The 22,916-nt window shown below is 37.0% G+C and carries 20 protein-coding genes; 14 read left to right on the top strand and 6 right to left on the bottom strand.

Annotation, left to right across the window (positions count from 1 at the left end):
* Positions 1-76 precede the first annotated feature (76 nt).
* The 3 genes from QLQ22_RS20930 (at position 77) to tatC (ending at position 2,831) form a co-directional block, all read left to right on the top strand.
* Positions 77-1,708, top strand: a complete 1,632-nt coding sequence (locus QLQ22_RS20930) for a PhoX family protein (RefSeq protein ID WP_284015492.1) — start codon at positions 77-79, stop codon at positions 1,706-1,708.
* 149 nt (positions 1,709-1,857) lie between these two features.
* Positions 1,858-2,037: a twin-arginine translocase TatA/TatE family subunit gene (tatA, locus tag QLQ22_RS20925; protein WP_223437756.1), complete on the top strand. Its 180-nt coding sequence runs from the start codon at positions 1,858-1,860 to the stop codon at positions 2,035-2,037.
* Between the two features lie 65 nt (positions 2,038-2,102).
* Positions 2,103-2,831 carry a twin-arginine translocase subunit TatC gene (gene tatC, locus QLQ22_RS20920; RefSeq protein ID WP_223437755.1) on the top strand — a complete coding sequence of 243 codons (729 nt, stop codon included), beginning with the start codon at positions 2,103-2,105 and terminating at the stop codon, positions 2,829-2,831.
* A 311-nt stretch (positions 2,832-3,142) separates the two neighbouring features.
* Here tatC and QLQ22_RS20915 read toward each other — a convergent pair whose 3' ends face one another.
* On the bottom strand, positions 3,143-3,298 hold the full coding sequence (locus tag QLQ22_RS20915) for a hypothetical protein (protein ID WP_284015491.1): 156 nt from the start codon (positions 3,296-3,298) through the stop codon (positions 3,143-3,145).
* A gap of 255 nt (positions 3,299-3,553) precedes the next feature.
* Between QLQ22_RS20915 and QLQ22_RS20910 the strand changes: the two genes are divergently transcribed.
* Both QLQ22_RS20910 and QLQ22_RS20905 read left to right on the top strand, forming a co-directional pair.
* Positions 3,554-4,807: an ATP-binding protein gene (locus tag QLQ22_RS20910; protein ID WP_284015490.1), complete on the top strand. Its 1,254-nt coding sequence runs from the start codon at positions 3,554-3,556 to the stop codon at positions 4,805-4,807.
* Positions 4,808-4,876: 69 nt separating this feature from the next.
* Complete coding sequence (locus tag QLQ22_RS20905; protein ID WP_223437752.1) at positions 4,877-5,026, top strand: hypothetical protein; 150 nt, start codon at positions 4,877-4,879, stop codon at positions 5,024-5,026.
* Positions 5,027-5,214: 188 nt separating this feature from the next.
* Here QLQ22_RS20905 and QLQ22_RS20900 read toward each other — a convergent pair whose 3' ends face one another.
* Positions 5,215-6,036 (bottom strand): STAS domain-containing protein, encoded by an 822-nt coding sequence (locus QLQ22_RS20900; protein ID WP_284015489.1) that lies wholly within the window; start codon positions 6,034-6,036, stop codon positions 5,215-5,217.
* A gap of 726 nt (positions 6,037-6,762) precedes the next feature.
* On the opposite strand from QLQ22_RS20900, the gene QLQ22_RS20895 reads away from it, so the two are divergent.
* Complete coding sequence (locus QLQ22_RS20895; protein WP_223437748.1) at positions 6,763-7,377, top strand: undecaprenyl-diphosphatase; 615 nt, start codon at positions 6,763-6,765, stop codon at positions 7,375-7,377.
* A 232-nt stretch (positions 7,378-7,609) separates the two neighbouring features.
* Here QLQ22_RS20895 and QLQ22_RS20890 read toward each other — a convergent pair whose 3' ends face one another.
* Together QLQ22_RS20890 and QLQ22_RS20885 are read right to left on the bottom strand one after the other, a co-directional pair.
* Positions 7,610-8,428, bottom strand: a complete 819-nt coding sequence (locus tag QLQ22_RS20890) for an STAS domain-containing protein (RefSeq protein ID WP_223437746.1) — start codon at positions 8,426-8,428, stop codon at positions 7,610-7,612.
* Between the two features lie 178 nt (positions 8,429-8,606).
* Positions 8,607-9,491: a LysR family transcriptional regulator gene (locus tag QLQ22_RS20885; RefSeq protein ID WP_284015487.1), complete on the bottom strand. Its 885-nt coding sequence runs from the start codon at positions 9,489-9,491 to the stop codon at positions 8,607-8,609.
* Positions 9,492-9,725: 234 nt separating this feature from the next.
* Here QLQ22_RS20885 and QLQ22_RS20880 point away from each other — a divergent pair, with 234 nt between their 5' ends.
* On the top strand, positions 9,726-10,961 hold the full coding sequence (locus QLQ22_RS20880) for an MFS transporter (protein WP_284015486.1): 1,236 nt from the start codon (positions 9,726-9,728) through the stop codon (positions 10,959-10,961).
* Between the two features lie 183 nt (positions 10,962-11,144).
* On the opposite strand, the gene QLQ22_RS20875 is transcribed toward QLQ22_RS20880, so the two are convergent.
* On the bottom strand, positions 11,145-11,324 hold the full coding sequence (locus QLQ22_RS20875) for a small acid-soluble spore protein H (RefSeq protein WP_223437740.1): 180 nt from the start codon (positions 11,322-11,324) through the stop codon (positions 11,145-11,147).
* Positions 11,325-11,810: 486 nt separating this feature from the next.
* On the opposite strand from QLQ22_RS20875, the gene QLQ22_RS20870 reads away from it, so the two are divergent.
* From QLQ22_RS20870 to QLQ22_RS20855, 4 genes are all read left to right on the top strand, one after another.
* Complete coding sequence (locus QLQ22_RS20870) at positions 11,811-13,382, top strand: CehA/McbA family metallohydrolase domain-containing protein (protein WP_284015485.1); 1,572 nt, start codon at positions 11,811-11,813, stop codon at positions 13,380-13,382.
* 143 nt (positions 13,383-13,525) lie between these two features.
* Positions 13,526-14,425, top strand: a complete 900-nt coding sequence (locus tag QLQ22_RS20865; protein ID WP_284015484.1) for a phosphatidylinositol-specific phospholipase C/glycerophosphodiester phosphodiesterase family protein — start codon at positions 13,526-13,528, stop codon at positions 14,423-14,425.
* A 355-nt stretch (positions 14,426-14,780) separates the two neighbouring features.
* Positions 14,781-16,397, top strand: a complete 1,617-nt coding sequence (locus QLQ22_RS20860) for an alkaline phosphatase D family protein (RefSeq protein ID WP_284015483.1) — start codon at positions 14,781-14,783, stop codon at positions 16,395-16,397.
* A 317-nt stretch (positions 16,398-16,714) separates the two neighbouring features.
* On the top strand, positions 16,715-18,094 hold the full coding sequence (locus tag QLQ22_RS20855) for an amino acid permease (RefSeq protein ID WP_284015482.1): 1,380 nt from the start codon (positions 16,715-16,717) through the stop codon (positions 18,092-18,094).
* A gap of 402 nt (positions 18,095-18,496) precedes the next feature.
* Here QLQ22_RS20855 and QLQ22_RS25265 read toward each other — a convergent pair whose 3' ends face one another.
* On the bottom strand, positions 18,497-18,742 hold the full coding sequence (locus QLQ22_RS25265; protein WP_479724405.1) for a YczF family membrane protein: 246 nt from the start codon (positions 18,740-18,742) through the stop codon (positions 18,497-18,499).
* A gap of 144 nt (positions 18,743-18,886) precedes the next feature.
* Here QLQ22_RS25265 and QLQ22_RS20850 point away from each other — a divergent pair, with 144 nt between their 5' ends.
* Genes QLQ22_RS20850 through QLQ22_RS20840 form a run of 3 tightly spaced genes read left to right on the top strand, consistent with a single transcriptional unit; the run spans position 18,887 to position 22,851 of the window.
* Positions 18,887-20,518 carry a spore germination protein gene (locus tag QLQ22_RS20850; RefSeq protein ID WP_223437731.1) on the top strand — a complete coding sequence of 544 codons (1,632 nt, stop codon included), beginning with the start codon at positions 18,887-18,889 and terminating at the stop codon, positions 20,516-20,518.
* Complete coding sequence (locus QLQ22_RS20845) at positions 20,515-21,726, top strand: Ger(x)C family spore germination protein (RefSeq protein WP_284015481.1); 1,212 nt, start codon at positions 20,515-20,517, stop codon at positions 21,724-21,726. Before QLQ22_RS20850 ends, QLQ22_RS20845 begins: the two co-directional genes overlap by 4 nt.
* A 21-nt stretch (positions 21,727-21,747) precedes the next feature.
* Entirely contained in the window at positions 21,748-22,851 is a 1,104-nt protein-coding gene (locus tag QLQ22_RS20840; protein WP_284015480.1) for a GerAB/ArcD/ProY family transporter, read from the top strand.
* The last annotated feature ends 65 nt before the right edge of the window (positions 22,852-22,916 follow it).

Here is a 22,916-nt window from a genome sequence, read left to right as displayed (position 1 = left end):
ACAATTATTTAAATTCAGCTTAATTCTTTTTCTATATCATTTGATATGCATAACTAACAGAAAGAGGTGCGGATAGATGCCCCCAGTATTAAATCGAAAAAAATTTTTAACATACCTAGGAACTGGTACTGTTGCACTGGCAGCAGCAAGTACAGGACTTGATGGATTAGTAAAATCAGCAGAAGCAAAAACTCCTTTTCACTATCCAGAATATAAAAGGCCAAAAAAAGGTCCTTTAAAATTCCAGCCAATTGAACCAACAACAAAGGATGATCTTGTTCTTCCAAAAGGCTATAAATATGAAGTTATTGCTGCATATGGCGACAAGATTAATCAAAAAGGAGATACATTCGGATACAATAACGACTTTACTCTCTTCTTTCCATATGAAGATGAAAAGGACCGAGGATTGTTATGGGTAAATCATGAATATATCTCAGATTTGTTTGTTTTCGGTCAAACAATTAAGGGCGGCTACAGCTCCGAACAGATAAAAACAATGCTTTATAATCAAGGCGGTTCGATTATCGAAGTAGTTAAAGACAGAAATGGCTGGAAAATGGATACGGAATCTAAATATGCCCGACGCGTAACAGGGCTGACACCTTTTGCATTAACCGGACCTGCAAAAGGATCAAAAGCTGTTAACGGTGCAGAAATCGTTCAAGGTACATTTGCAAACTGCTCTGGCGGAAAGACACTTTGGAACACGGTTTTATCCTGTGAAGAAAATTATGAATCCACTTCAAAATCGGCTAACTTAGATGAAACACATTATGGATGGGTAATCGAAGTGGATCCATTTGATCCTGCCTATCAAGTTCGCAAGCACACAGCTTTAGGCCGCTTTAATCATGAAAATACATGCATGGGTCTTTCAAAAGATAACCGAGTTGTTGTGTACATGGGCGATGATAAGAGAGATGCCTGTGTCTATAAATTTATTAGTAAAAATAAATATAATCAAAAAGATGGAAAGAAGAATTCGAAACTATTAGAAGAAGGAACTCTTTATGTAGCTAATTTTGGCGAAGGAAGATGGGTAGCTCTGACGATTGAAGCTGTACAAAAAGCAGCTAAAGGGAACGCTGAACTGCTTAAAAAATTCCAAACACAGGCAGATGTTGTTGTAAACTGCCATGAAGCAGCCATCCTTTTAGGAGGAACACCTACAGATCGCCCAGAAGACTTAGAAATCAGTCCGTTTGATGGATCAATCTTTATTGCACATACAAATAACAGTAATCATGGAAACTTCCACGGTCATATTACTCGTTTCTTTGAAAAAGATAACGATCACGGCTCAATGGAGTTCCAGTTTGCAATCTTTGCAGCAGGCGGTATTCAAAGCGGATTTAGTGCACCAGATAATCTGTTATTCGACGAAGATGGAAACCTTTGGACTGTTACAGACATTTCAAGCGGAAGTGTTAACACAAAAATTTGGGAGCCATTCGGCAACAACGGTCTATTTGTTATCCCTACAGAAGGGAAAAACGAAGGAGAAGCTTTCCAATTTGCATCCGCCCCAGTTCAAGCAGAATTAACAGGGCCTTGTTTTACTCCTGATGAGAAAGCACTATTCCTTTCTATCCAGCATCCAGGTGAAGAAACAGATGACCTTGCAAACCCAACAAGCAAATGGCCGCATCGCAGCGGTGATAAAATGCCGCGACCAGCTGTTGTTGCTATTACAGGATTTAAATAAGATAAGTGAATGCGCCTAATTCATCCCCGACAAGCACAATGCTAGCCAAACTTGTTGGTTTAAAAGGAAGGCTAAATCCTATGTCGGGGCAGGTGTTGGAGCTCAACATGATTGCTGATAATTTTAAAAAATAAAGGAGCGAAAATAAAATGATACAAAACATCGGTATTCCAGGGCTAATTCTTATTTTAGTCATAGCACTTATTATTTTTGGTCCATCAAAACTTCCTGAAGTTGGACGTGCTTTCGGCAACACGTTAAAGGAATTTAAAAATGCGACAAAGGATTTAGTATCTTCAGACTCTAAAAAGGAAGATGAAAAACTTTAAATATTGAAAAGAGAAAAAGGATAAATTTCTTATCTTTTTTCTTTTTCATTAAAGAGGTGAAATTCATGAAGGATCAGGAAGTTGCATTAACAGTACACCTAGAGGAATTGAGAAAAAGGCTTATCTATATCCTTGCAAGTTTTTTGGTCTTCTTCGCTGTATCATTTGCTTTTGTAGAGCAAATCTACAGTTGGCTGGTTAAAGACTTAGAATTTAAGCTCGCCTTACTTGGACCAGGAGATGTTTTATGGATTTATTTCAAGATATCAGCCGTATGTTCGATTGCTCTTACCATACCTTTAGCTGCATACCATGTTTGGCGGTTTGTTTTGCCTGCTCTTCAAGAGCATGAAAGAAAAGCAACCTTTATGCTCATTCCAGCTCTGTTTTTACTATTTATTCTCGGAATTTCCTTTGGCTATTTTCTTGTGTTTCCTATTGTTCTATCATTCATGCAAGAATTAGCAGGAGAAGGATTTCAGCAATTTTATACGTCTGAAAAGTACTTTAGTTTTCTGATCAGCCTGACTGTTCCTTTTGGAATATTGTTTGAACTGCCTGTCGTCATTCTGTTTTTAACCGCGATAGGAATTTTAAATCCGCAGATGTTAAAGAAATCCAGAAAGATTGCATATTTTGTTATTCTCATAACGTCTGTGTTAATTACGCCTCCGGATTTAATTTCAGACATACTCGTATTAGTACCGCTTGTATTAATCTATGAAGTTAGTATCAATTTGTCATCCTTTATTTATCGAAAAAAATTATTGAAGACCGAAACCCTTTCTTCATGAAACAGATGTTCATTTGCGTTATAATCTGATAACCCAGTCAAAAAGGAGGCGGCCTACATGCTGGCTCTTTTTTTGGTATTAGATTGTTATTGCTGAATTCCTCCTATTCAGCCTTGCCTCTCACGTTGATCAAAGACCATGACCGTCATAAATAAATAGCGAGTTTTTCATCTTTAGACGGTCATGACCATTTGTTCTCCAAATTGGACGATTCAATTGTCATAAGGCAAAAGGGTGTTTTTCCATTAATCCAATAGTTTGTAACTTGCCTTGAAAGCATAATAAAACACCGTGAGATAACGGTGTATTGTTCAACTTGGATCGTTTTCATCAAGAGATAAAGTGGTTACTTTCGTGTAATCGCCATTATCAATTTCTTCTTCGGTAGCGTTTCTATTTAATTCATCTTCTGTATTGATTCCTTCAGCAAGTGTTTTTTCATCAGCTGAGCGAATTTCTTTTTTCATAAGCACACCCCCTTCGGGATTAAAATGCCCGTACATTTTTCATTCCATACATCTTTTAAGCTGCTCAGTCAGCTATCGCAATGAGTGCCCATGTAATAGAAAAAATTTTATTTGGTGAAATCAAACCTACTGATCACGAGATATAAATCAATTTAGCGTAATTCCTCTTTCCACACAAAGTTTAATTGTGAGAATCATCAATATGTTCTTATTTTATGCTATGATATATGGACTATTTACATAAGGGGAAATGAGATGAAATACACGGGACAGATTGGTTTGGTGATTATTTCAATTTTATTTACAAGCTACCAAAAGGTTGTGGGACAAGAACCTTTTTTTACGATAGACTTTTTTATTTTCACCCTTATTGCTTGGCTGGTCGGATGGCAATATGATACCGCTAAATATTATGGAAAAAAAGAACGTGCGAATGAGACAAGCTATAAACAGATGATTGATTCGTTGCCTGAATCGGTTTTGATTCACCGGGATAATAAGATTGTTTATTTAAATAAAGCTGCTGTCAGCATGCTTGGAGCTGCAAGCAAGGATGAAATAATCGGCAGATATTTGTTTGATTTTATTGTACAGGAGTATAAAGCCCCTTTGCTGGAACGAATTAATCAGGTAAAGAAAGAGAAACAGCCATTAAACAATATTGAACATAAATTTAAACGTTTCGATGGATCGACATTTTACTTTGAATTGTCTTTATTGAATATTATATTTGGTGAAAAAGAGGCTGTCCTTTCAATAGGAAAGGATATTACTGAAAGGAAAGTAAAAACAGAACAGATGCTTCAAAAATCTGAGAAACTCGCTCTTTTGGGACAAATGGCAGCTGGTATTGCTCATGAAATTCGTAATCCACTCACTTCAATAAAAGGATTTATTCAATTGTTAAAATCCAATCATCCTGATGAAGAGTACTACACTATTATGTTATCTGAGCTAGATCGAATAAATGCTATAGTGAGTGAATTTCTAGTTCTTGCAAAACCGAATGCTGTCGTTTTTGAAGAGCGAGATGTAAAAGTATTAATAAAAGATGTTGTTACCTTAATTAACTCTCAGTCAATTCTAAATAATGTTCAAATCTTCTCAGAATTTGACAGGGACTTGCCCAAGGTATTCTGCGCAGAAGGTCAATTAAAACAAGTATTTTTAAATATTTTTAAGAACGCTATTGAAGCCATGCCAAGGGGCGGGAATATTGATGTGAAGGTTGAGCTGAAGGGAGATTTTGAGATTTCTATCCAGATTATCGATCAGGGAATTGGTATTTCAAGAGAGCGGATTTCTACACTTGGAGAGCCATTTTATACAACAAAGGAGAAAGGAACGGGTCTCGGGCTAATGACTTGCTATCGAATTATTGAGAGTCATAATGGGACATTATCATTTCTAAGTAAAGAAAATGAAGGAACAACCGTTGAGATTATTTTGCCTGCCGTAATTAATAAAGAAAGCCATTCTCGGGATATGGCTGACACTCTTGGAATTTGAAAAATTCAGGAAGGCATCTTAAGGATAATTGAAGAATTTGCAAAAGAAGCAAAGGGAAGGGTAAGCGACATGAGATTGTTATTAGTTTGTGCCTATGATTCAGAAAGAATCCCCGACTGGCTGAATACGGCGTTAATGACATGTCATGAATTTATTATGACAGAAGATGGAGTAGTACTCTCTAACTTATATATAAAGTCAGAATCCAAGTTATCCTAGTAAAAATCAAACTTTTGAAGAGAAGGAGCTTAATGCAGCTCCTTTTTTGCTGCCTTTTAATCAATTTGTAATAGTCATTGAAAGATTAGCTTACTCAAAAAGAATATCCAGAGCTGGAGAAAGCTTATAGCGGCAGCACGAGCAACTCTCCTCTAATATTCAGCCTGTTAAATGTATAAACATTTCGTTTATCTCATTAAATATTCATTTAATGCTTGTTGTAAAGTTCCTAATGTTTTGGTGTTTTTATCGAATGTTATTCCTAAACGTATTATTTTTCTAACAACTTCAGCTCTTAACCCTGTAATCACAGTATGGCATCCCATCATCGAAGTGCCAGCTATAATCTTCAATAAATGGTCAATTACTTCATTCTCCATCTCTGCAATTCCAGATAAGTCAATAATCAATGTTTGAATATGTAATTTACCAACTTCCATTAAAATTTTTTCCTCAATAATATTCGTTCGAATTGTATCAACCGAACCAATCAGAGGCAAAATACAGATAGTGGGTGTTATTGGTATTATAGGCACCGATAGATTTTCTACCAATTGTCTTTGAGCCATTATCAATGAATCCTTGTATTTTGAATAATTAATAAAAAAAACATTCAAAAATTGGTCTATTTGACTGTTTATTTGTTTTTCCAACGAAAAAAAATCATCGATTACAGCGTTATTCGTTAACTTGTTATAGTTTTGCAGGAATTCCCACAAGGTTCTGCGAATGGCCTGAATCCATTCTAATTTGAATGATAATGTCATTTCGTGGGTCGCCCACACTATCCCTTCATGTTTCGCAAAAGATTGAAGTTCTTCATCTTTACCATCAACAACGAATTGAACCAGTTTATGGGCATTATTTATGAGGTCAATATTTCCAACTCTTAGAATATCTTGAATTTTATCTTTTACATTAGCTGCTTGGCTTAATAATGAATTTTCAAAACTCTGTTTATTAGTTTCGGTGTATTTCATGAATTTATCTGTATCAAACATTATCTCCATTATTAAATCCCCTTTTTAGATATATTTCCACAGTACTTAAATACCCTTTACTTGTAAAAACTAAACCACTTCTACTTAAAAAGTTCATTAATTAAATAAAATCCTTTCTAATATTTACTTTTAATTCAACTAACGGGATTTACATTTAGTTCGATAAGGCTTATAGGAAGTGTAACTAGTTTTAATTATCTTGTTTGGGTAAACATTATTGAATAGTCTTATTCGTTAGGGGACACAGAATATGGGAAACAACTATGAATACCGTATTTTTACTGAAGAATTAAAGCGGTTACACCTCGATTACCAACGATGTAATGATATGAGAATTAAACGAGAGATATATAAGGATATTGAACTTCTAGAAAAGACTATTGAATATATAATTTTGAACACCTAACCAAATGGATAGGTGAGTTTTTGTGATCATTTTAAACGGTTGGTTCCTTATTTAACCAATAAAGAGTTAGTTGAATTAATAGGGAGAGTCTTATGACGGTCTTAGGTATTCCTCCTTCAATTAAAGTGATTACAGTACGTTTGGTGTCGCTTGAGCTAAGGAGTTCCTTTCATATAGAAAAGAATTTTTTATTTTGTCCCATTTATATATCATCTAACATTAACCTTACAAGATTGTTACATAAATCCATAAAATGTAATTTGAATCGATGGCAGATCACCTAGCTCTCTTTTAAGATGTAGTAAAAAGAGATAGGATGGTGACTGGGTTTGGATTTTTCTGAAGTTAATATTGCATTATTTAGATTGGTTAATGACTTAGGAAAAGAATATACATATTTAAATCCTGTTTTCAGTTTTATTGCTGAATATATGGTTTTTTTACTTGCACTAAGCGTTCTTATTATTTGGTTTAGACGGGACAAAGACAGCAGATTAATGATTCTTTGTGCAACTATCACATTTATATGTGCATTTGCAATGGGTAAAATATCAGGTGAATTTTATAAAAATTATCAGCCATTTGCAGAATTATCAAATGTAAATAAGCTGATCGAGAAAGAAAAAGATAATTCCTTTCCCAGTGACCATACAATCTTATTCTTCTCATATTGTCTTTCTTTTTGGCTTTTCAGAAGAGGCTGGTCATTCTTATGGATAATGCTGGCTGTTCTTGTTGGCATCTCCCGTATTTGGGTTGGTGTTCATTATCCTTTTGATGTTTTAACAGGAATACTAATAAGCTTTGCAGCTGCAGTTTTCATATATTTCACTGTACCTAAATTAAGTGTTACAGGGAATATTTTAAAGATGTATGAAAAATGCGAGGACATTCTTTTTCAACCATTAAAAAAGTCAAAAGGAAACAAAACCAAAAACTACTAATGTTTGGGCTTTTAATAATCTTTTATTTCAAGCTCTGTTAACCATTTATGTTGATAATTAAGCATAGAAAAAGGGCCAAAAATCTTGGTCCTTTTGTACGTCTTGTTCAATTAACGTTCCCGTTAGCCAACTTTGCTGCAAATAGCAGCTCCACAGATGATAGAATTTTTACCGTTCTTTCAAGGGAGCTCAGGAAACATACACTGTGTATTTTACAAAGTGAGCCATAAGATTACTTAATACTTTCTAATGCTTTCTTAACATTAGCAAAAGTCTCGATAGCAGAGATATTAATCCTGCTATTTATTACTAGTTGTGCCAGTTCAGGACGCAAGCCTGTAGTAATTACATGGATACCCATTAATTGAAGCATGCTTCCTATTTGATGGATATGTTCTGCAATGTCTATATTAATTGTAAAAATACCTGAAAAGTCTGCAATGACGTGATTTATATCCATGTCAGCTATTTTCGGAACAACATATTCCATAATATAATTTGCCCTGTAGCTATCAATATAGCCAACTAAGGGAAGGATCACGACACCGTCTTTAACAGGTATAATAGGGGCTGATAATGCTGCCAGTTCTTTTTTCGTTTCTTCCCTAGCTTCATCTAGAAGGCGTTCGAAAGCGAAAACTGTTTCATTTAAGCTGATGTCTAACATTGTGTTTATCCGTTTTATAATAAGCGCATTTTCCTTTACTGACAGCCCCAGATCTATACTGATTTTCGTTAATATTTCCGTAAAGACGTCCCTGGTTGGCGAATAACGAACCGCAATTTCTGAAATTTTCCCTCTTGAAGATACTTGCATTGCCGCATTCCTTTTGCTCCAAACGATAAAAGTATCGGGAACTAAATCTTTCCCTTCGTTAATAAGTGATTCTCCGAAATAGCTTAATAGCTCAACATATATCGCAATTGCTTGTTCTTTCTCCCATTCAGGGATGTCTAATTTCATTCTGTGAAGTACACTTTCAACCACTTCAATAGCTAAGGACTCCACATTTTCCCTGATGTATTTAGAAAAAATAAAAAACAGGCTCATTGTTATTCACTCCCTATTTTTATACTAATTTAGTTATAACCTAATAAAACTCTTACTCAATCAATCTGTCCCGTTAGCTTTAAATTGAAGGGATTTTATCAGTGCTGTCTATGTAATGTGGACCTGAAAATCTGAATGCATATGGTCGCTGATTTATTTCGACATCTTTTCTTTACAATTATTTCATTTGGTTGAATTTCTCCAAAACAAAGGATTTAAACTGTTTAGTTGCAGGTGATATATACCTGCCCTCAACCCAAGCAATACCAATTGTCCTTTGGCTCTTCGGCCAACTTACAGATATTTGTACTAATTTACTTTTATCTATTCCTTTTAAATCCGGTAAAAGCGAAATCCCTAGTCCTGCAGCGACAAGCCCTGCCACAGTGTCTGCTTCTTCTCCTTCAAATGTTATATTTGGTGTTAATCCTGCTTCTTGAAACAACTGCTCCACGGTTATACGGAGGGAATAACCCTTTTTTAAATGAATAAATGGTTCATTTGCTAATTGTTCTAACCCAATGCTTTTACGATCAGCGAATTTATGATTTTTAGGGACTGTAACAAAAAGCTCCTCACTCCAAAGCTTTTCCCATTGAATCGGATGGATGACTTCGTTAGGTGCAATTAGACAAAGATCCATTTCTCCAGATTTCAGCTGCTCAAGAAGAACATGTGAAGGACCTTGCCCAAGTTGAAAGTTAATTTTGGGATAGTAAATACGAAAGCAGGAGATTAAATCTGGTATGAGATTTGTGCTTAGTGTATGCAAAAAACCTAATGATATAGTTCCTGACTCTGGTTCAAGTAAATCTTGTATTTCTTGTTTTCCCTCATAGAACTCTTTCATAATATTCTCTACTCGCTTTAAAAAAATCTGTCCATATTGATTTAGTCGAATAGATCGCCCTTGACGATCAAATAATGGTACCCCTATATCATCCTCTAATCTGGCAATTGAACGGCTAAGAGCAGATTGAGAAATTGAGAGTGCTTCTGCCGAACGGGTAACGTGCTGCGTTTTGGCGAGGGTTTGGAAGTATTCAAACTGCTGCAAATCCATTTAATAACCTCCTATATCCTAAACAATCATAATCAATTACATTTTCGCATTAAAATCATCATTATAATGCATTATACATTATAAATATTAGGTGTTACTATAAATTCAGAAGTTACTTGCAAGGACTTTTGAAGGAAATACTATCATTTATAAAGAGGTAACATTTTTATGAAGGAAGCGATTGTTTATTATGCTGCAAGAGGAATGTTTTTATATTATTGGATTGATTAATTTATGACTTACATCCAACAAGGTACGCAAGCCTTCCGGAAAGCAAACTTTGCTTTTTTTGCTGCAGGATTTAATACATTTTCTATTCTTTATTGCATGCAGCCTTTAATGCCTGAATTCACGAGAGATTTTGGCATTTCTCCAACTAGTGCAAGCTTGTCTCTCTCAGTGACAACGATAGCATTAGCTGTAAGCATGCTTTTTTTTGCATCATTATCTGATGCTTGGGGACGTAAACCTATTATGGTAATTTCTATGTTTATTGCCTCTTTCTTGTGTCTGCTGACTGCATTTAGTCCAAATTTTCATATTTTGCTGATTCTCCGAATATTGGTAGGTATTTCACTTGCTGGTCTGCCATCAATAGCAATGGCTTATCTCGGAGAAGAAGTAGATCCTAAGAGTCTAGGGAAGGCGATGGGATTATATATAAGCGGCAATGCTTTAGGTGCTGTATTTGGCAGGATTTTTACAGGCATTCTTACTGATTATTATGATTGGCATTTCGCACTAGCAGGGGTCGGAGCAATAAGTTTAATTGCCACCCTCATTTTTGGTGTCAGCCTGTCTCCTTCAAGAAATTTTAAGCCGTGCAAATTAGAAATTAGAGGCTTAGGGATGTCCTTAATTAAGCATTTAAAAGATCCTGGGCTAGTTTGTTTATTTTTAATGGGGTTTTTTCTGTTAGGAAGTAACGTGGCTTTGTTTAATTATATTGGTTATCTATTAATGGATGAGCCTTATTCATTAAGCCAATCTTTCATAAGCTGGTTCTTTTTGATTTACCTCATTGGCATGTTCAGCTCTTCCTTTATTGGAAAACTAATTGATAAACACGGAAGATCCAAGGTTCTATTTATAAATCTAGTAATTTCAATTCTAGGTGTGTTTTTAACTTTATTCCCATCATTACTAATAAAAATAATAGGTCTTGGTTTGTTTATTTTTGGTTTCTTTGGGGGGCATTCCATTGCTAGCAGCTGGGTAGGGCAGCGTGCATTAAATAACAAGGCTCAAGCATCTTCATTATATCTTTTTTTATATTACGCAGGCTCAAGTATTGGTGGTTCTCTGGGAGGAATTTTTTGGACTTCATTTGGATGGGCAGGGTTAATTTGCATGGTTGCCGTTTTTTTACTTCTAACTCTTATACTTACAGTATGTCTTATAAAATTATCAAAACTCACTTCGATTGCAAAACCATTCATTTCTTTAAAGAGGTTAGGGACAAAATATTAGTTTTAGAAAGGGAATGCTGCGGCAATCCCTTTTTTTATTAAGCTAAAGCGGGGATACTCATACAACAGAATAACATTCAGAAAAATCCTGCAAATTATTCCTAATAAATATTTTTTTATTGAATTGAACTAGTGAAACCATCACCCGCAGGTGGAGGTTTATCATGGGGTAATACTTCTTAAATTAATGTTCAGTCAAGCTTGTTACAGAAACACTTTGTTTATTATTTGGTTCTTTTAGTGAATGGATTGTAGCTTTTCCATTTTGTTCATCCACGTGCTCAATGTAAATACTTTCTCCATTATAAGTGACATTAACCATATTTGGCGAAGAAAAAATTTCTTGTGCTCGTTCGGCATTCATTGCAGTTACCTCCTTTTGCTTTTCAATAGTTATAATATTTGTTCCAAATTACTTAGATATACTTGTTCTAATTAAAACTGCTTTAAAGTAGTTAATCTTTCTGGTAATTGAACAATGATATGTAAGCCTGCTGCCTCCCCATGACCTCAAATCTTCTCCATTTCAATAAGACTTGAAGTCAAACCTTATCAAAAATCTGCCGTTTCAATTGGATAATCCATTGGTGTTTCTCCTATTATGCAATTTCATTGGTTTTTCAAAATAAATTTTTTCAACTCACTGTAACCGCTAGACCTAAGCAAACTTATCTAAAATAGTCTGGAACCTGTCGGGATTTTTCACATATGCTAATGATTTGAGAAAGCAGGTAAATTGTTTATAAGTGCTTTCTCTTTTTACTTAAACGATACAAACTATCTATATTTGCTTAATAATATTTTCATAAAATAGGTTTGTATATATTAATTCAACACTTCGGAGGTTTATATGTTAAAAGTATTCAAATTAATTACCATTGTGGTTCTGGGTCTGACCGTCCTTGCTCAGGGACTGCCGGCAACTGCAAAAGAAACTGAAAGGAATTTCGAGGAGAACACCGGCGGAAGATGGATGAAGGGAGAGTATCATGCCCATACTTCTCAATCAGATGATGCTCAGTCCTCCCAGACGCTTGAACTGCTGTTAGACAATGCGTTTGACAAATATGATATGGATTGGATGGCTGTTTCTGATCACTTGAGAATGTCTTCGCGAGATGCTGATGGAAATGTGATTCCAGGCGGCCCAATCCCACTGTCTCAAGGCATCATTCAATATCAAGTCCCGAAAATAAAACAGCTTCTTAGTGAAGGGAAGTACCGCAATAAAATTATCTTTTCTGGATTCGAATGGGACATGCCTACATATGAGCATGTCGGGATTGGCATTATAGGGGAGCAAGCCGGATCGGCAATAAGTTTAAAAGCCGGAAACCAATTCGAGTATTTGTTTACGAACCGTGATGAAAAGATGTTTGAGCCGGAAGATGCAGCTGCTTGGAAAGCTCAGGATGAAAGAGCCTACAGTACGTCACAAGATGCACGAACAGCGCTGGCATGGCTTGAAAAAAATTATAAAGAGACAAGTTATGCGATTTTGAACCATCCTTCAAGAAAAAGAGTGTACACGATTGCAGATTTCCGAGACTTTAATAATATAGCTCCGCATGTAGTTTTTGGATTTGAAGGCATGCCCGGCAATCAAATGGAACCTGATAGGGGCGGCTTAAATTTGACCACTCCAGAAAACCGCACTTACGGCGGTTCAGATTACATGCTTGCTAAGGTAGGCGGCTCATGGGATGCACTCCTTGGAGAAGGAAGAAGATTTTGGAATTTTTCCAATTCGGATTCTCATTTTGAAATCAGCGACAACCGTCTTTATTCTAGCGGATATTGGCCTGGTCAATACTCCAAAAATTATACATGGGTAAACGGATCGAATGCGCAGTCAGTTCTTGAAGGCATGCGTTCAGGAAAATCATTCTCTGTGTTTGGAGACTTGATTAATGAGCTTGATTTTCAAGCTGAAGGCATGGGCAGCAAGGCAGAAATGGGTGAAGAGCTTAAAGTGAAAGAAGGTCAAATGATCAAAGTTACGATGCGATTTAAGAGTCCAAAAAAGAATAACAATGGTGATTCAGTTCAAGTTGATCACGTGGACCTGATTTCTGGTGAGGTATCGGGGAAAGCAGTACCCGGCACACCTGCTTATAACAAGGACACTAACGATTCGACTAAAGTCATTAAACGTTTCACAAGCAAAGACTGGAAAACAGATCGTAATGGCTACAATGTAATCACATATAAAGTAAAGGCAAACAAGAATCAGTACTTCCGTCTAAGAGGCACTAACCTTGGATTGAATGTACCGGGAGAAACGAAAAACGGTGAACCGCTGATTGATCAAAAGACTGACATTGAGGATAACGAAACTCGTTTTGCTGAAATCAACAAGCGAAATTATCAAGACCTATGGTTCTATTCTAATCCTGTATTTGTAAGTGTGTATAAAAAGTAGCAGTTAGAACCCAAAAAGTGCAGGTGTCTACGGCGCGCCTCTGTATTATTTATATTTTTATCATTCATTAAATGATTTTATATGAGTTTCCGATCTTATGATCTATCAATCTCTCTACTAAATAAAGAAGGAGCGGATTTAATGTGAGAAAGATTACCGTATTGTTAATTGCTATGTTTTTGATTGGAGTGATTCTTCCCGCTGTTCCTGCAGGAGCAAAAGAAAGAGAAGATGATTATGCAAAACCTGTTTTTGGGAAATCGACCGCAGTGCCGCTTTCAAAAGCGCACGCCCATAACGATTATGAGCATGAACGCCCACTATTTGATGCCCTTGATCATGGATTTACCTCTGTAGAAGCCGATGTGTGGCTCGAAGACGGTGAGCTGCTCGTAGCTCATGATCAAATTGATATAAAGCCCGAACGTACGCTTGAATCTCTATACCTAAAACCATTGAGTGAACGAATCAAAAATAATAAAGGGACAGTTTACAAAGGATATGACCAGGATTTTCTTCTATGGATTGATATCAAATCTGAAGATGAAGCGACATATCTCGCCATTCATGAACAGCTGAAAAAGTACAATAAAATGCTGACAAAGTTTACCGATAACGGAGTTAAGCAGAACGAAGTTACCGTAATAATTTCTGGCAAGCGCCCGCGTGAACTTATGGAAAACCAGCGCGTGCGCTATGCCTCGTACGATGGCCGGATGAGCGACCTCGGTTCTGATGTCTCCAACCATTTTATGCCGGTTATCAGCGACAATTGGACAAAGCATTTCACTTGGCAGGGATATGGCGAGATGCCGCAGCATGAACGCGAAAAGCTTAATCACATCGTTACAGAGGCACATAAAAACGGGCAGATCGTCCGTTTTTGGGCAACACCAGATTTGCCGCTTCCAAACCGTAAAGCCATATGGGATGAGCTCTTAAAAGCTAGCGTGGATCTGATTAATACAGACGATCTGCCAGAACTGCAAAAATACTTAAATGAAAATGACCCCCAACGAACGAAAAAACATATAAACTGGTAGTTAAATTTAAAATTCGAAAAAGGCGAGCTTGACTTATAGTCAGGCTCGTTTATTCAAAAAGCGGAAAAAAACACTATTGAATGGGCGGGGTAGGTATTCATTTATAACAATACTTGACATCATTGAAGATGGGCAAAGTTATACAATAAATAAAAAGGATTTTGCATATAAACTCACACTTTATATCTGAACTGCTCCATAAATAATACAAATCCCTGACACGGGCTCTTTTCTTGTTCCTAATAAAACAATTAATCTACTTTTTTCCGCTATTTACAAATCTTTCACAATGAGGTCATATCTTCTAAATAGTTCTTATATAAAATGGTCAATGAGAATAAAAGGAGGGTTAAAAGTGAAAGATTCTAACCATAATTCAAAAAAGTTCAATCGCAGAAATTTTTTAAAGAAAACAGGAAAAGGAGTGGGAATTGTACTTGGCGCTTCGATTGTCAACACAATACCGATGAATTTCGCCTCTGCACAGTCTAAGCGCTTATCATATCCTTTTACATTAGGAATTGCTTCGGGTGACCCATTGCAGGATAGTGTTGTTTTATGGACAAGACTTGCCCCAGACCCGCTTAATGGAGGAGGCATGTCACCCCATCCATTTCCTGTACAATGGGAAGTTTCTCTAGATCCAGAATTTAAAAAAGTCGTAAAAAGAGGAACAGAGGTTTCAAAGCCTCAATTGGGACATTCCGTCCATGTCGAAGTCAATGGCTTGGATGCTTCAAGTTGGTATTATTACCGTTTTAAGGCCGGTTCTGAGATCAGTCCAGTAGGGCGAACTAAGACTGCTCCTGCTTTACATAGTCAGGTAGAAAAGCTAAACTTCGCGTTTGCTTCCTGCCAAAATTGGCCAACTGGCTACTACACAGCTTATCAGCATATGGCCAAGGATGACTTGGATTTGGTTATCCATTTAGGGGACTATATTTATGAAGGTACTCATAACTCAAACGGTGTTCGGCCTATCGAAAAAGATTTTCCAGAAATCTATACGATTGACGATTATCGCAACCGTTATGCCTTATATAAATTAGACAGTGATTTACAGGCCGCCCATGCCAATTTTCCGTGGCTAGTAACACTTGATGACCATGAAGTGGATAATAACTGGGCTGGAGATGTTCCCCAAGATCCTGAAAAGCAGTCCGAGGAAGCTTTCTTAAAAAGAAGGGCTATCGCCTTCCAGGCATATTATGAACACATGCCTCTCCGACGTACATCCTTCCCAAATGGAAGCAGTATGCAAATATACCGCCGACTCTCCTTTGGAAATTTAGTAGATATCAGTCTGCTTGATACACGTCAATATAGAGATGATCAGGCTAATGGTGACGGATGGGACAGTCCGACACCTGAGTCGCAGGATCCATCCCGTACCCTTCTAGGTGAAAAACAGGAGCGTTGGCTATTAGATGGGCTTGCTTCATCACAGGCAAAATGGAAGGTTCTTGCACAACAAGTCTTCTTTGCAAGACGTGATGGCGCTATTGGTCCAGAGAAGGAGTCCTACAGTATGGATGCTTGGGATGGGTATCCTGGTGCACGCCAACGTGTACTGAACTTTTTAGAAGAGAAAAACGTTTCCAATACCGTTGTCTTGACCGGGGATGTTCACACGAGCTGGGCAAATGAGGTTAAAGCTAACTTTGATGAGGAAAACTCGAAAAATGTGGCGGTTGAGTTTGTCGGAACATCTATTACCTCTGGTGGAGACGGTTCCGATGTAAATAGCAACACTGAACAAATCCTGCAGGAAAATCCGCATATTAAATTTTTCAGTAACCAGCGCGGTTATGTGCGGTGCAAACTAACCCAGCAAAAGTGGCAAACAGATTATCTGGTAGTTCCATATGTATCTAGACCGGGTGCACCAATTGAAACACGCACTTCATTCATTGTGGAAGATGGGAAATCAAGCTTGCAGCAAATAAAGACAGAGGAAGCGCTTCCTGTTTAATCATTCAAAAATTCTTTTTCTCATTAATTATGATTGAGTGCCTAAAAAGGTACTCTTTTTTTATACCTTATTTTGATCTGAATTATCCAGCTGTTGAAATTGCAAAGAGCTTACTAAATATGCCTAGAAGGGTAGATTACTATACCTTTCTGCAGCAAGAATTCGAAAATGATAGTTTTTTTGCGGTCGAACTACCTGATAATATGTTAAGCTTTTATTTGAATATTAATTTGCAATTATCTGTTTTTAAATTTATTATTAAAATATTTATAATCAGCAATATGCAAAAAGACTAGAAATAGAGAGTGGGAAATTATATGCAGGAACAAGAATTGTCGAGAGGTCTTAAAAACAGGCACGTACAACTAATTGCTATCGGAGGGGCAATAGGAACAGGGTTATTTCTTGGAGCAGGAAAATCAATTCATTTAGCAGGACCATCGATTTTATTTGCTTACCTGATTACAGGCGTTATTTGTTTTTTAATCATGCGCGCACTTGGAGAATTACTCTTGAGCAATTTGAACTATCATTCTTTTGTTGACTTTGTAAGAGACTATTTAGGTAATATGGCAGCATTTATGACTGGCTGGACCTACTGGTTTTGCTGGATTTCAATCGCAATGGCTGACTTAACTGCAGTTGGTCTCTATACCCAGTATTGGTTTCCTGGTGTACCACAGTGGATGCCAGGATTAATTGCGCTTGTCATTTTGCTGATTATGAACCTTGCAACCGTAAAACTTTTTGGTGAAATGGAATTCTGGTTCGCATTAATTAAAGTCATCGCTATTCTAGCACTAATTGTTATCGGTATTTTCATGATTATTAAAGGATTTTCTACTAATTCAGGCGCAGCCAGTTTCGCGAATCTATGGAGCCACGACGGCATGTTCCCAAATGGCATAAATGGTTTTATCCTCTCATTCCAGATGGTCGTGTTTGCGTTTGTTGGCATCGAACTTGTAGGACTTACAGCAGGTGAAACAGAAGATCCGGAAAGAGTTATCCCAAAAGCAATCAATAATATCCCTATTCGGATTATCATTTTCTACATTGGCGCACTTATTGTCATTATGAGTGTTTATCCGTGGAACGCAATCATTCCAACGGAAAGCCCATTCGTCCAAGTATTCGTGGCAGTCGGTATCGCTGCAGCAGCTGGTATCGTCAATTTTGTTGTCCTAACATCGGCTGCTTCGGCTTGCAACAGTGCAATCTTCAGTACAAGCCGGATGGTATACTCACTTGCCAAAGATAAAAATGCACCTGTACCATTTGCAAAACTTGATGCCCGTAAAGTACCATCCAATGCATTGTTCTTTTCAACTGTTGTCATTCTAATTTCCGTTGTTTTGAACTATGTTATGCCAGAAGGCGTATTCACACTGATTACAAGTATTTCTACAGTATGTTTCATATTTATTTGGGGAATTACTGTCATCAGTCATTTGAAATACCGTAAAACAAGACCAGACCTGGCAAAAGCAAACAAATTTAAATTGCCGCTTTATCCATTTTCAAATTACTTGATCCTTGCATTCCTAGCGTTCGTCCTTGTCGTGCTCGCTCTTGCGGAAGATACTCGCGTTGCTTTATTTGTAACTCCTGTTTGGTTTATTTTGCTGATTGTGATTTATAAGATGCGGAACACGAAGGCAAATCAAGCGAATCAGGGAAAGGTAGCGGAAAATTAAGAAGCATCGGAAAAAGCTTCTTGAATGTGATTCCGAGGTCACTAAGTGAAATGAGTACCCTCAAGGAAACATCGTGGATGATTTACCTTGAATTATATAAAGGTGGAAGATTCCCTGTCCTTTTTTCAAGACAGGGAATTTTCTATGTATACAAAATAGTACTGTTACAGCTTTTGTCTTTTCAATTATTGGGCGCTTTAACAAAGGAACTTACAAGTTGTTAAAAAGATATCAATCGTATACTTGTTCCTTTTTTTGCCTAAGGAAGCCTGAAGACTAGTTGTCCGAAAAATACGGCTGGCAATATCCTGCTTACCCTAGCAAACTTATAGAGTGCTTAGGTATAAAAAATTGAATGAATTCTAGGGAGTTGCGGAGCAGCTCCCTTTTTTATGCCCTCTTTTAGGATTGCGGCTGCTTTTTGGAATTCTTAGTTACATTTTTTCTTTTTCTATAAAAGGCGAAAAAGGCATCCATTACAAAACAAAACAGAAAAAAAATGAAAACAGCTAATTCGGGTGTTTCCATCACAAGAAAGGGATTCACAGCATTAAAAAGAGATGCTCTCAATTCGAATCCTTGAAGAATATCGATCCCAAATGACATCCCCGTTAACATTATCATCATAACTATTGGAATGGCAATCATCTTCATTAAATATCACTCTCCACTACCTATTTAAAAAATTATACTGTTATACATTTAGCGAATAATTTCTAGATATTGCATAACAAATAGATACGATGAAAAAGATAAAAAAAGGAAAGAAAGAAAAGAAAGGTTTTTAATACTATGCCCTCATTTTTTAAAAAGCTTAAATCAAAAAATGTAAATGAAAAGAATAAAAAAAATAGTGAAGGTCATTCAAATAATGAATCTTCAGAGCTCATAGGCATATCTCTGGCAGAAAATATTGCAACTATAAATCAAAAAACAGGAAACAGCTCAGATGTCATCATTCGAATGCTGAAAATCAGTAAATATCCTGAAATTAGAGCAGCAATTGTTTATATTGAGGGTATTGTAGATAACCAATCCATCAACGATTTTATAATTGAATCAATAATGGATGATTTTGATTTAAAAGAAAGAACAGATAACCATGAAGAAATCATAGACAGCATGGCAGACAAGATTGTTTCTTTAGGCAGTGTAAAAAAGATAAATGATTGGAATGAACTGTTGTTATCCTTAATGTCGGGTGAAACCATTATATTAGTAAACGGTACAAATATAGGGTTGAGTGCTAGCACAAAAGGAGGGGAAAGGCGTTCAATACTGGAGCCTGGAACTCAGGTGGCAGTCCGTGGTTCTAGAGAAAGTTTTACTGAATCAATCGGTACGAATACAGCCATGGTTAGGAGAATTATTAAAAATCCAAACTTATGGATTGAGTCTATTAAAATTGGCACCGTTACGAACACAGATGTTGTCATCATGTATATCAATGGTATTGCCAAAGATGAAATTATTAAAGAAGTTCGCAAAAGGCTAGAGAGAATTAATCTCGATAGCATTCTTGAGTCTGGCTATATTGAACAGATGATTGAAGATCAGTCATTTACAACATTTCCAACACTCTATCATACAGAAAGACCAGATATGGTAGCAGGAAATCTCCTGGAAGGAAGAGTGGCCATATTTGTAGATGGCACGCCATTTGTGCTGTTAGCTCCAGCATTATTTATCCAGTTTTTTCAGTCATCAGAAGATTATTACGTTCGGTTTGATATCGCCACTGCACTGCGTTTCCTGCGCATCCTAATTTTCTTTATATCCCTGATAGCACCTGCTGTTTATGTTGCTGCAACAACATTCCATCAAGAGATGATCCCAACACCTCTCTTAATCGCAGTTGCAGCCCAGCGTGAAGCCGTACCTTTCCCATCCCTTGTTGAAGCAATCGTTATGGAAGTGACATTTGAAATATTACGAGAAGCTGGGATACGAATGCCAAAAGCGATTGGATCGGCAATCTCAATTGTCGGAGCTCTTGTAATTGGGCAAGCGGCTGTACAGGCCGGTATAGTATCGCCAGCCATGGTGATTATTGTAGCCATCACTGCGATTGCAAGTTTTGCTACTCCTTCATATGCTATAGCCATTTCTGCCCGTTTGATACGATTTATCTTTATGCTGAGTGCTGCTTCATTTGGTTTTTATGGAATTATTCTTACATTTATCATGATGATTGTTCATCTATGCGGTTTAAGATCTTTTGGTGTACCCTACATGGCACCATTTGCCCCCTTTATTCCGACGAATACAGGTGATACAATTGTTCGATTGCCATGGTGGTCTTTAAAAGAAAGACCAAGATTAATCAATAAAAATATGAATCGGAGAGGGAAAGACCAGAAGCCTGGCCCCCCTGAAAACCGAGGAATGGTAAATATTAAGTTCAAAGAAGGACGATCAGAATGAATCTAAAAGCATTATTTCTTCTCTTGATCATAATACCTATTCTCTCTGGATGCTGGAGCAAAAAGGAATTAAATGATCTGGCATTAATTTCAGCTCTGGGAATTGATAAAAATGATAACGGTGAGTATGTTGGAACTTTTCAAATTATTAATCCAGCAAATGTGACAGGAGGCATGCAAGGTGGCGGAGGCGGACAGGGTCCTTCCGTTTCTGTCTTTACCTCGACAGGTAAAAATTTAGTGGAAATGAGCCGGCGTGCATCAACCAAGATTTCGCGAAAACTATATTACGCACATACAAACCTGCTGATCATCAGCGAGGAACTGGCAAAAGAAGAAGGTATCAATAAAATGTTTGATGCTTTAGTGCGGGACCCTGAATTTCGAACGACAGCCACAGTTGTGATCGCACATGATACGAATGCTTCAGATATTGTAAAGACATTAACTGCCGTGGACAAAATTCCTGCAAATAAAGTGATTAAAACGTTAAAATTCACGGAGCGACGATGGGGAGAACATTTGAATGTCAACATTCAAGAAGTTGTTAAAAACCTTCTATCTTCTGGAAAAGAACCAGTGATCAGCGGTTTTCGCTTAGTGGGCAATAAAGAACAAGGAAAAAAGATGGAGAATATTCAACAAACTGCCCTAGATGCATTCCTTCAAGCTGAGGGCCTTGCCATATTTAAAGAGGGTAAGCTGGTTAATTGGCATCAAGGGAAACCTGCTAGAGGCATATTATGGGCGCTTGATAAAATCAAAGCAACGGATGTAAATGTCAGCTGGGAGAAGGATAAAGATGCGATTGCCTATCAGGTCATCCGTCAAAAGACCAAAATTTCTGCTGACATGAAAAATAATCGTCCTCATATTTCCATTCATGTACGTGCAGAAGGGGATATTGGCGAGGTTACTGTTCCTGTCACTCTGAATGACCCCAACGTTTTGTTTAAAATCGAAGAATTATTAGAAAAAGAAATCAAGAAAGAGATCAAAGAGGCAGTACAACTGGCAAAGGAAGACAAAACGGATATTTTTGGGTTTGGTGATGCTGTATATCGCTCCAATCCAGTTGAATGGAAAAAGCTAAAAAATGATTGGAACGATGTTCACTTTCCAGAAGTAAAGGTAGATGTGAAAGTTGATGCTTTTATTCGCAGAACAGGTATGATAAAAAAGCCCCACTTATCTGAAATGGATAAATAATTAAAGGGAAGTGACAATTCAGTGGAGAAGGCGAAAATTAGCTCATATCAGCTGTTTGTCCTTATTTTACTGTTCGAACTTGGAAGTGCATTACTGTTTCCGCTTGCTACCGAGACAAAACAGGATGCCTGGATTGCAGTTCTGCTTGGTATGCTGGGCGGTTTTGTCCTATTTTTAGTCTATCATGGCCTTTACTGTTTTTATCCTGATATGCTTCCAACAGAATATACTCAAAAAATTATTGGAAAAGTACTCGGGCGCATCCTTTCCTATCTTTATATTTTATATTTTACATATCTCGCTGCAAGGGTATTGCGAGACTTTGGAGAATTATTGGTAACGTTTGCTTATCCAGATACACCGTTGTTCATTATAAACGCATTATTGACGCTGGCTGTTGTCTATACCATTCGAAAAGGAATCGAGGTATTGGCAAGAACAGGTGAATTGCTGTTTGTATTAATGTACTTGCTCGCAATTACAGGCTTCATCCTTGTTGTAGTCTCAGGATTAATTGATATTAATAATTTAAAGCCGGTACTTGAAGATGGAATTCTCCCGGTTTTAAAAGCCGCAATGACTCAAACCTTGTATGTCCCTTTTGGAGAAGTCATCGTATTTACGATGATTATGCCTTATTTAAATAAATCGAAAAAGGCGAGAATGACCGGTTTGTTTGCTTTGGGATTAAGTGGAATAAACTTAGCTATTGTAATGGCATTTAACATAAGTGTTCTAGGCGTGGATCTTACCACCCTTGCTGCATTTCCTCTTCTTAGTACAATACAAACCATTCAGGTTGCAGATTTTTTGGAACGGCTTGATGTGTATTTTATGCTTGCCCTTATTATTGGCGGCTTCTTCAAAATAAGCATCTATTGTTATGCAGCTGTTACAGGAACTGCAAACTTGTTTAACATCAAAGAACCTTCACGAATGGTTTATCCAATTGGTCTCGTCATTTTGACTTTGTCTATAACGATGGCAAGTAATTTTTCTGGTCATCTGCAGGAAGGTTTACAGATAGTTACACTATATTTGCATCTTCCATTTCAGGTGATTATTCCAATTATCCTTCTAGGTATTGCCATTATAAAAAATAGAATAAGACAAAAAGGCAGGTAATATCGAATACGCATGATTTGGAGCTTGGATGAGCTTTATTTGATATAATTGCTGATCAAGAAGCT

It is taken from the genome of Metabacillus hrfriensis, assembly GCF_030127205.1.
GTDB lineage: Bacteria > Bacillota > Bacilli > Bacillales > Bacillaceae > Bacillus_P > Bacillus_P dongyingensis.
Note: the sequence above shows the minus strand (reverse complement) of the source record. Positions and strands in the feature narration are given on the sequence as shown.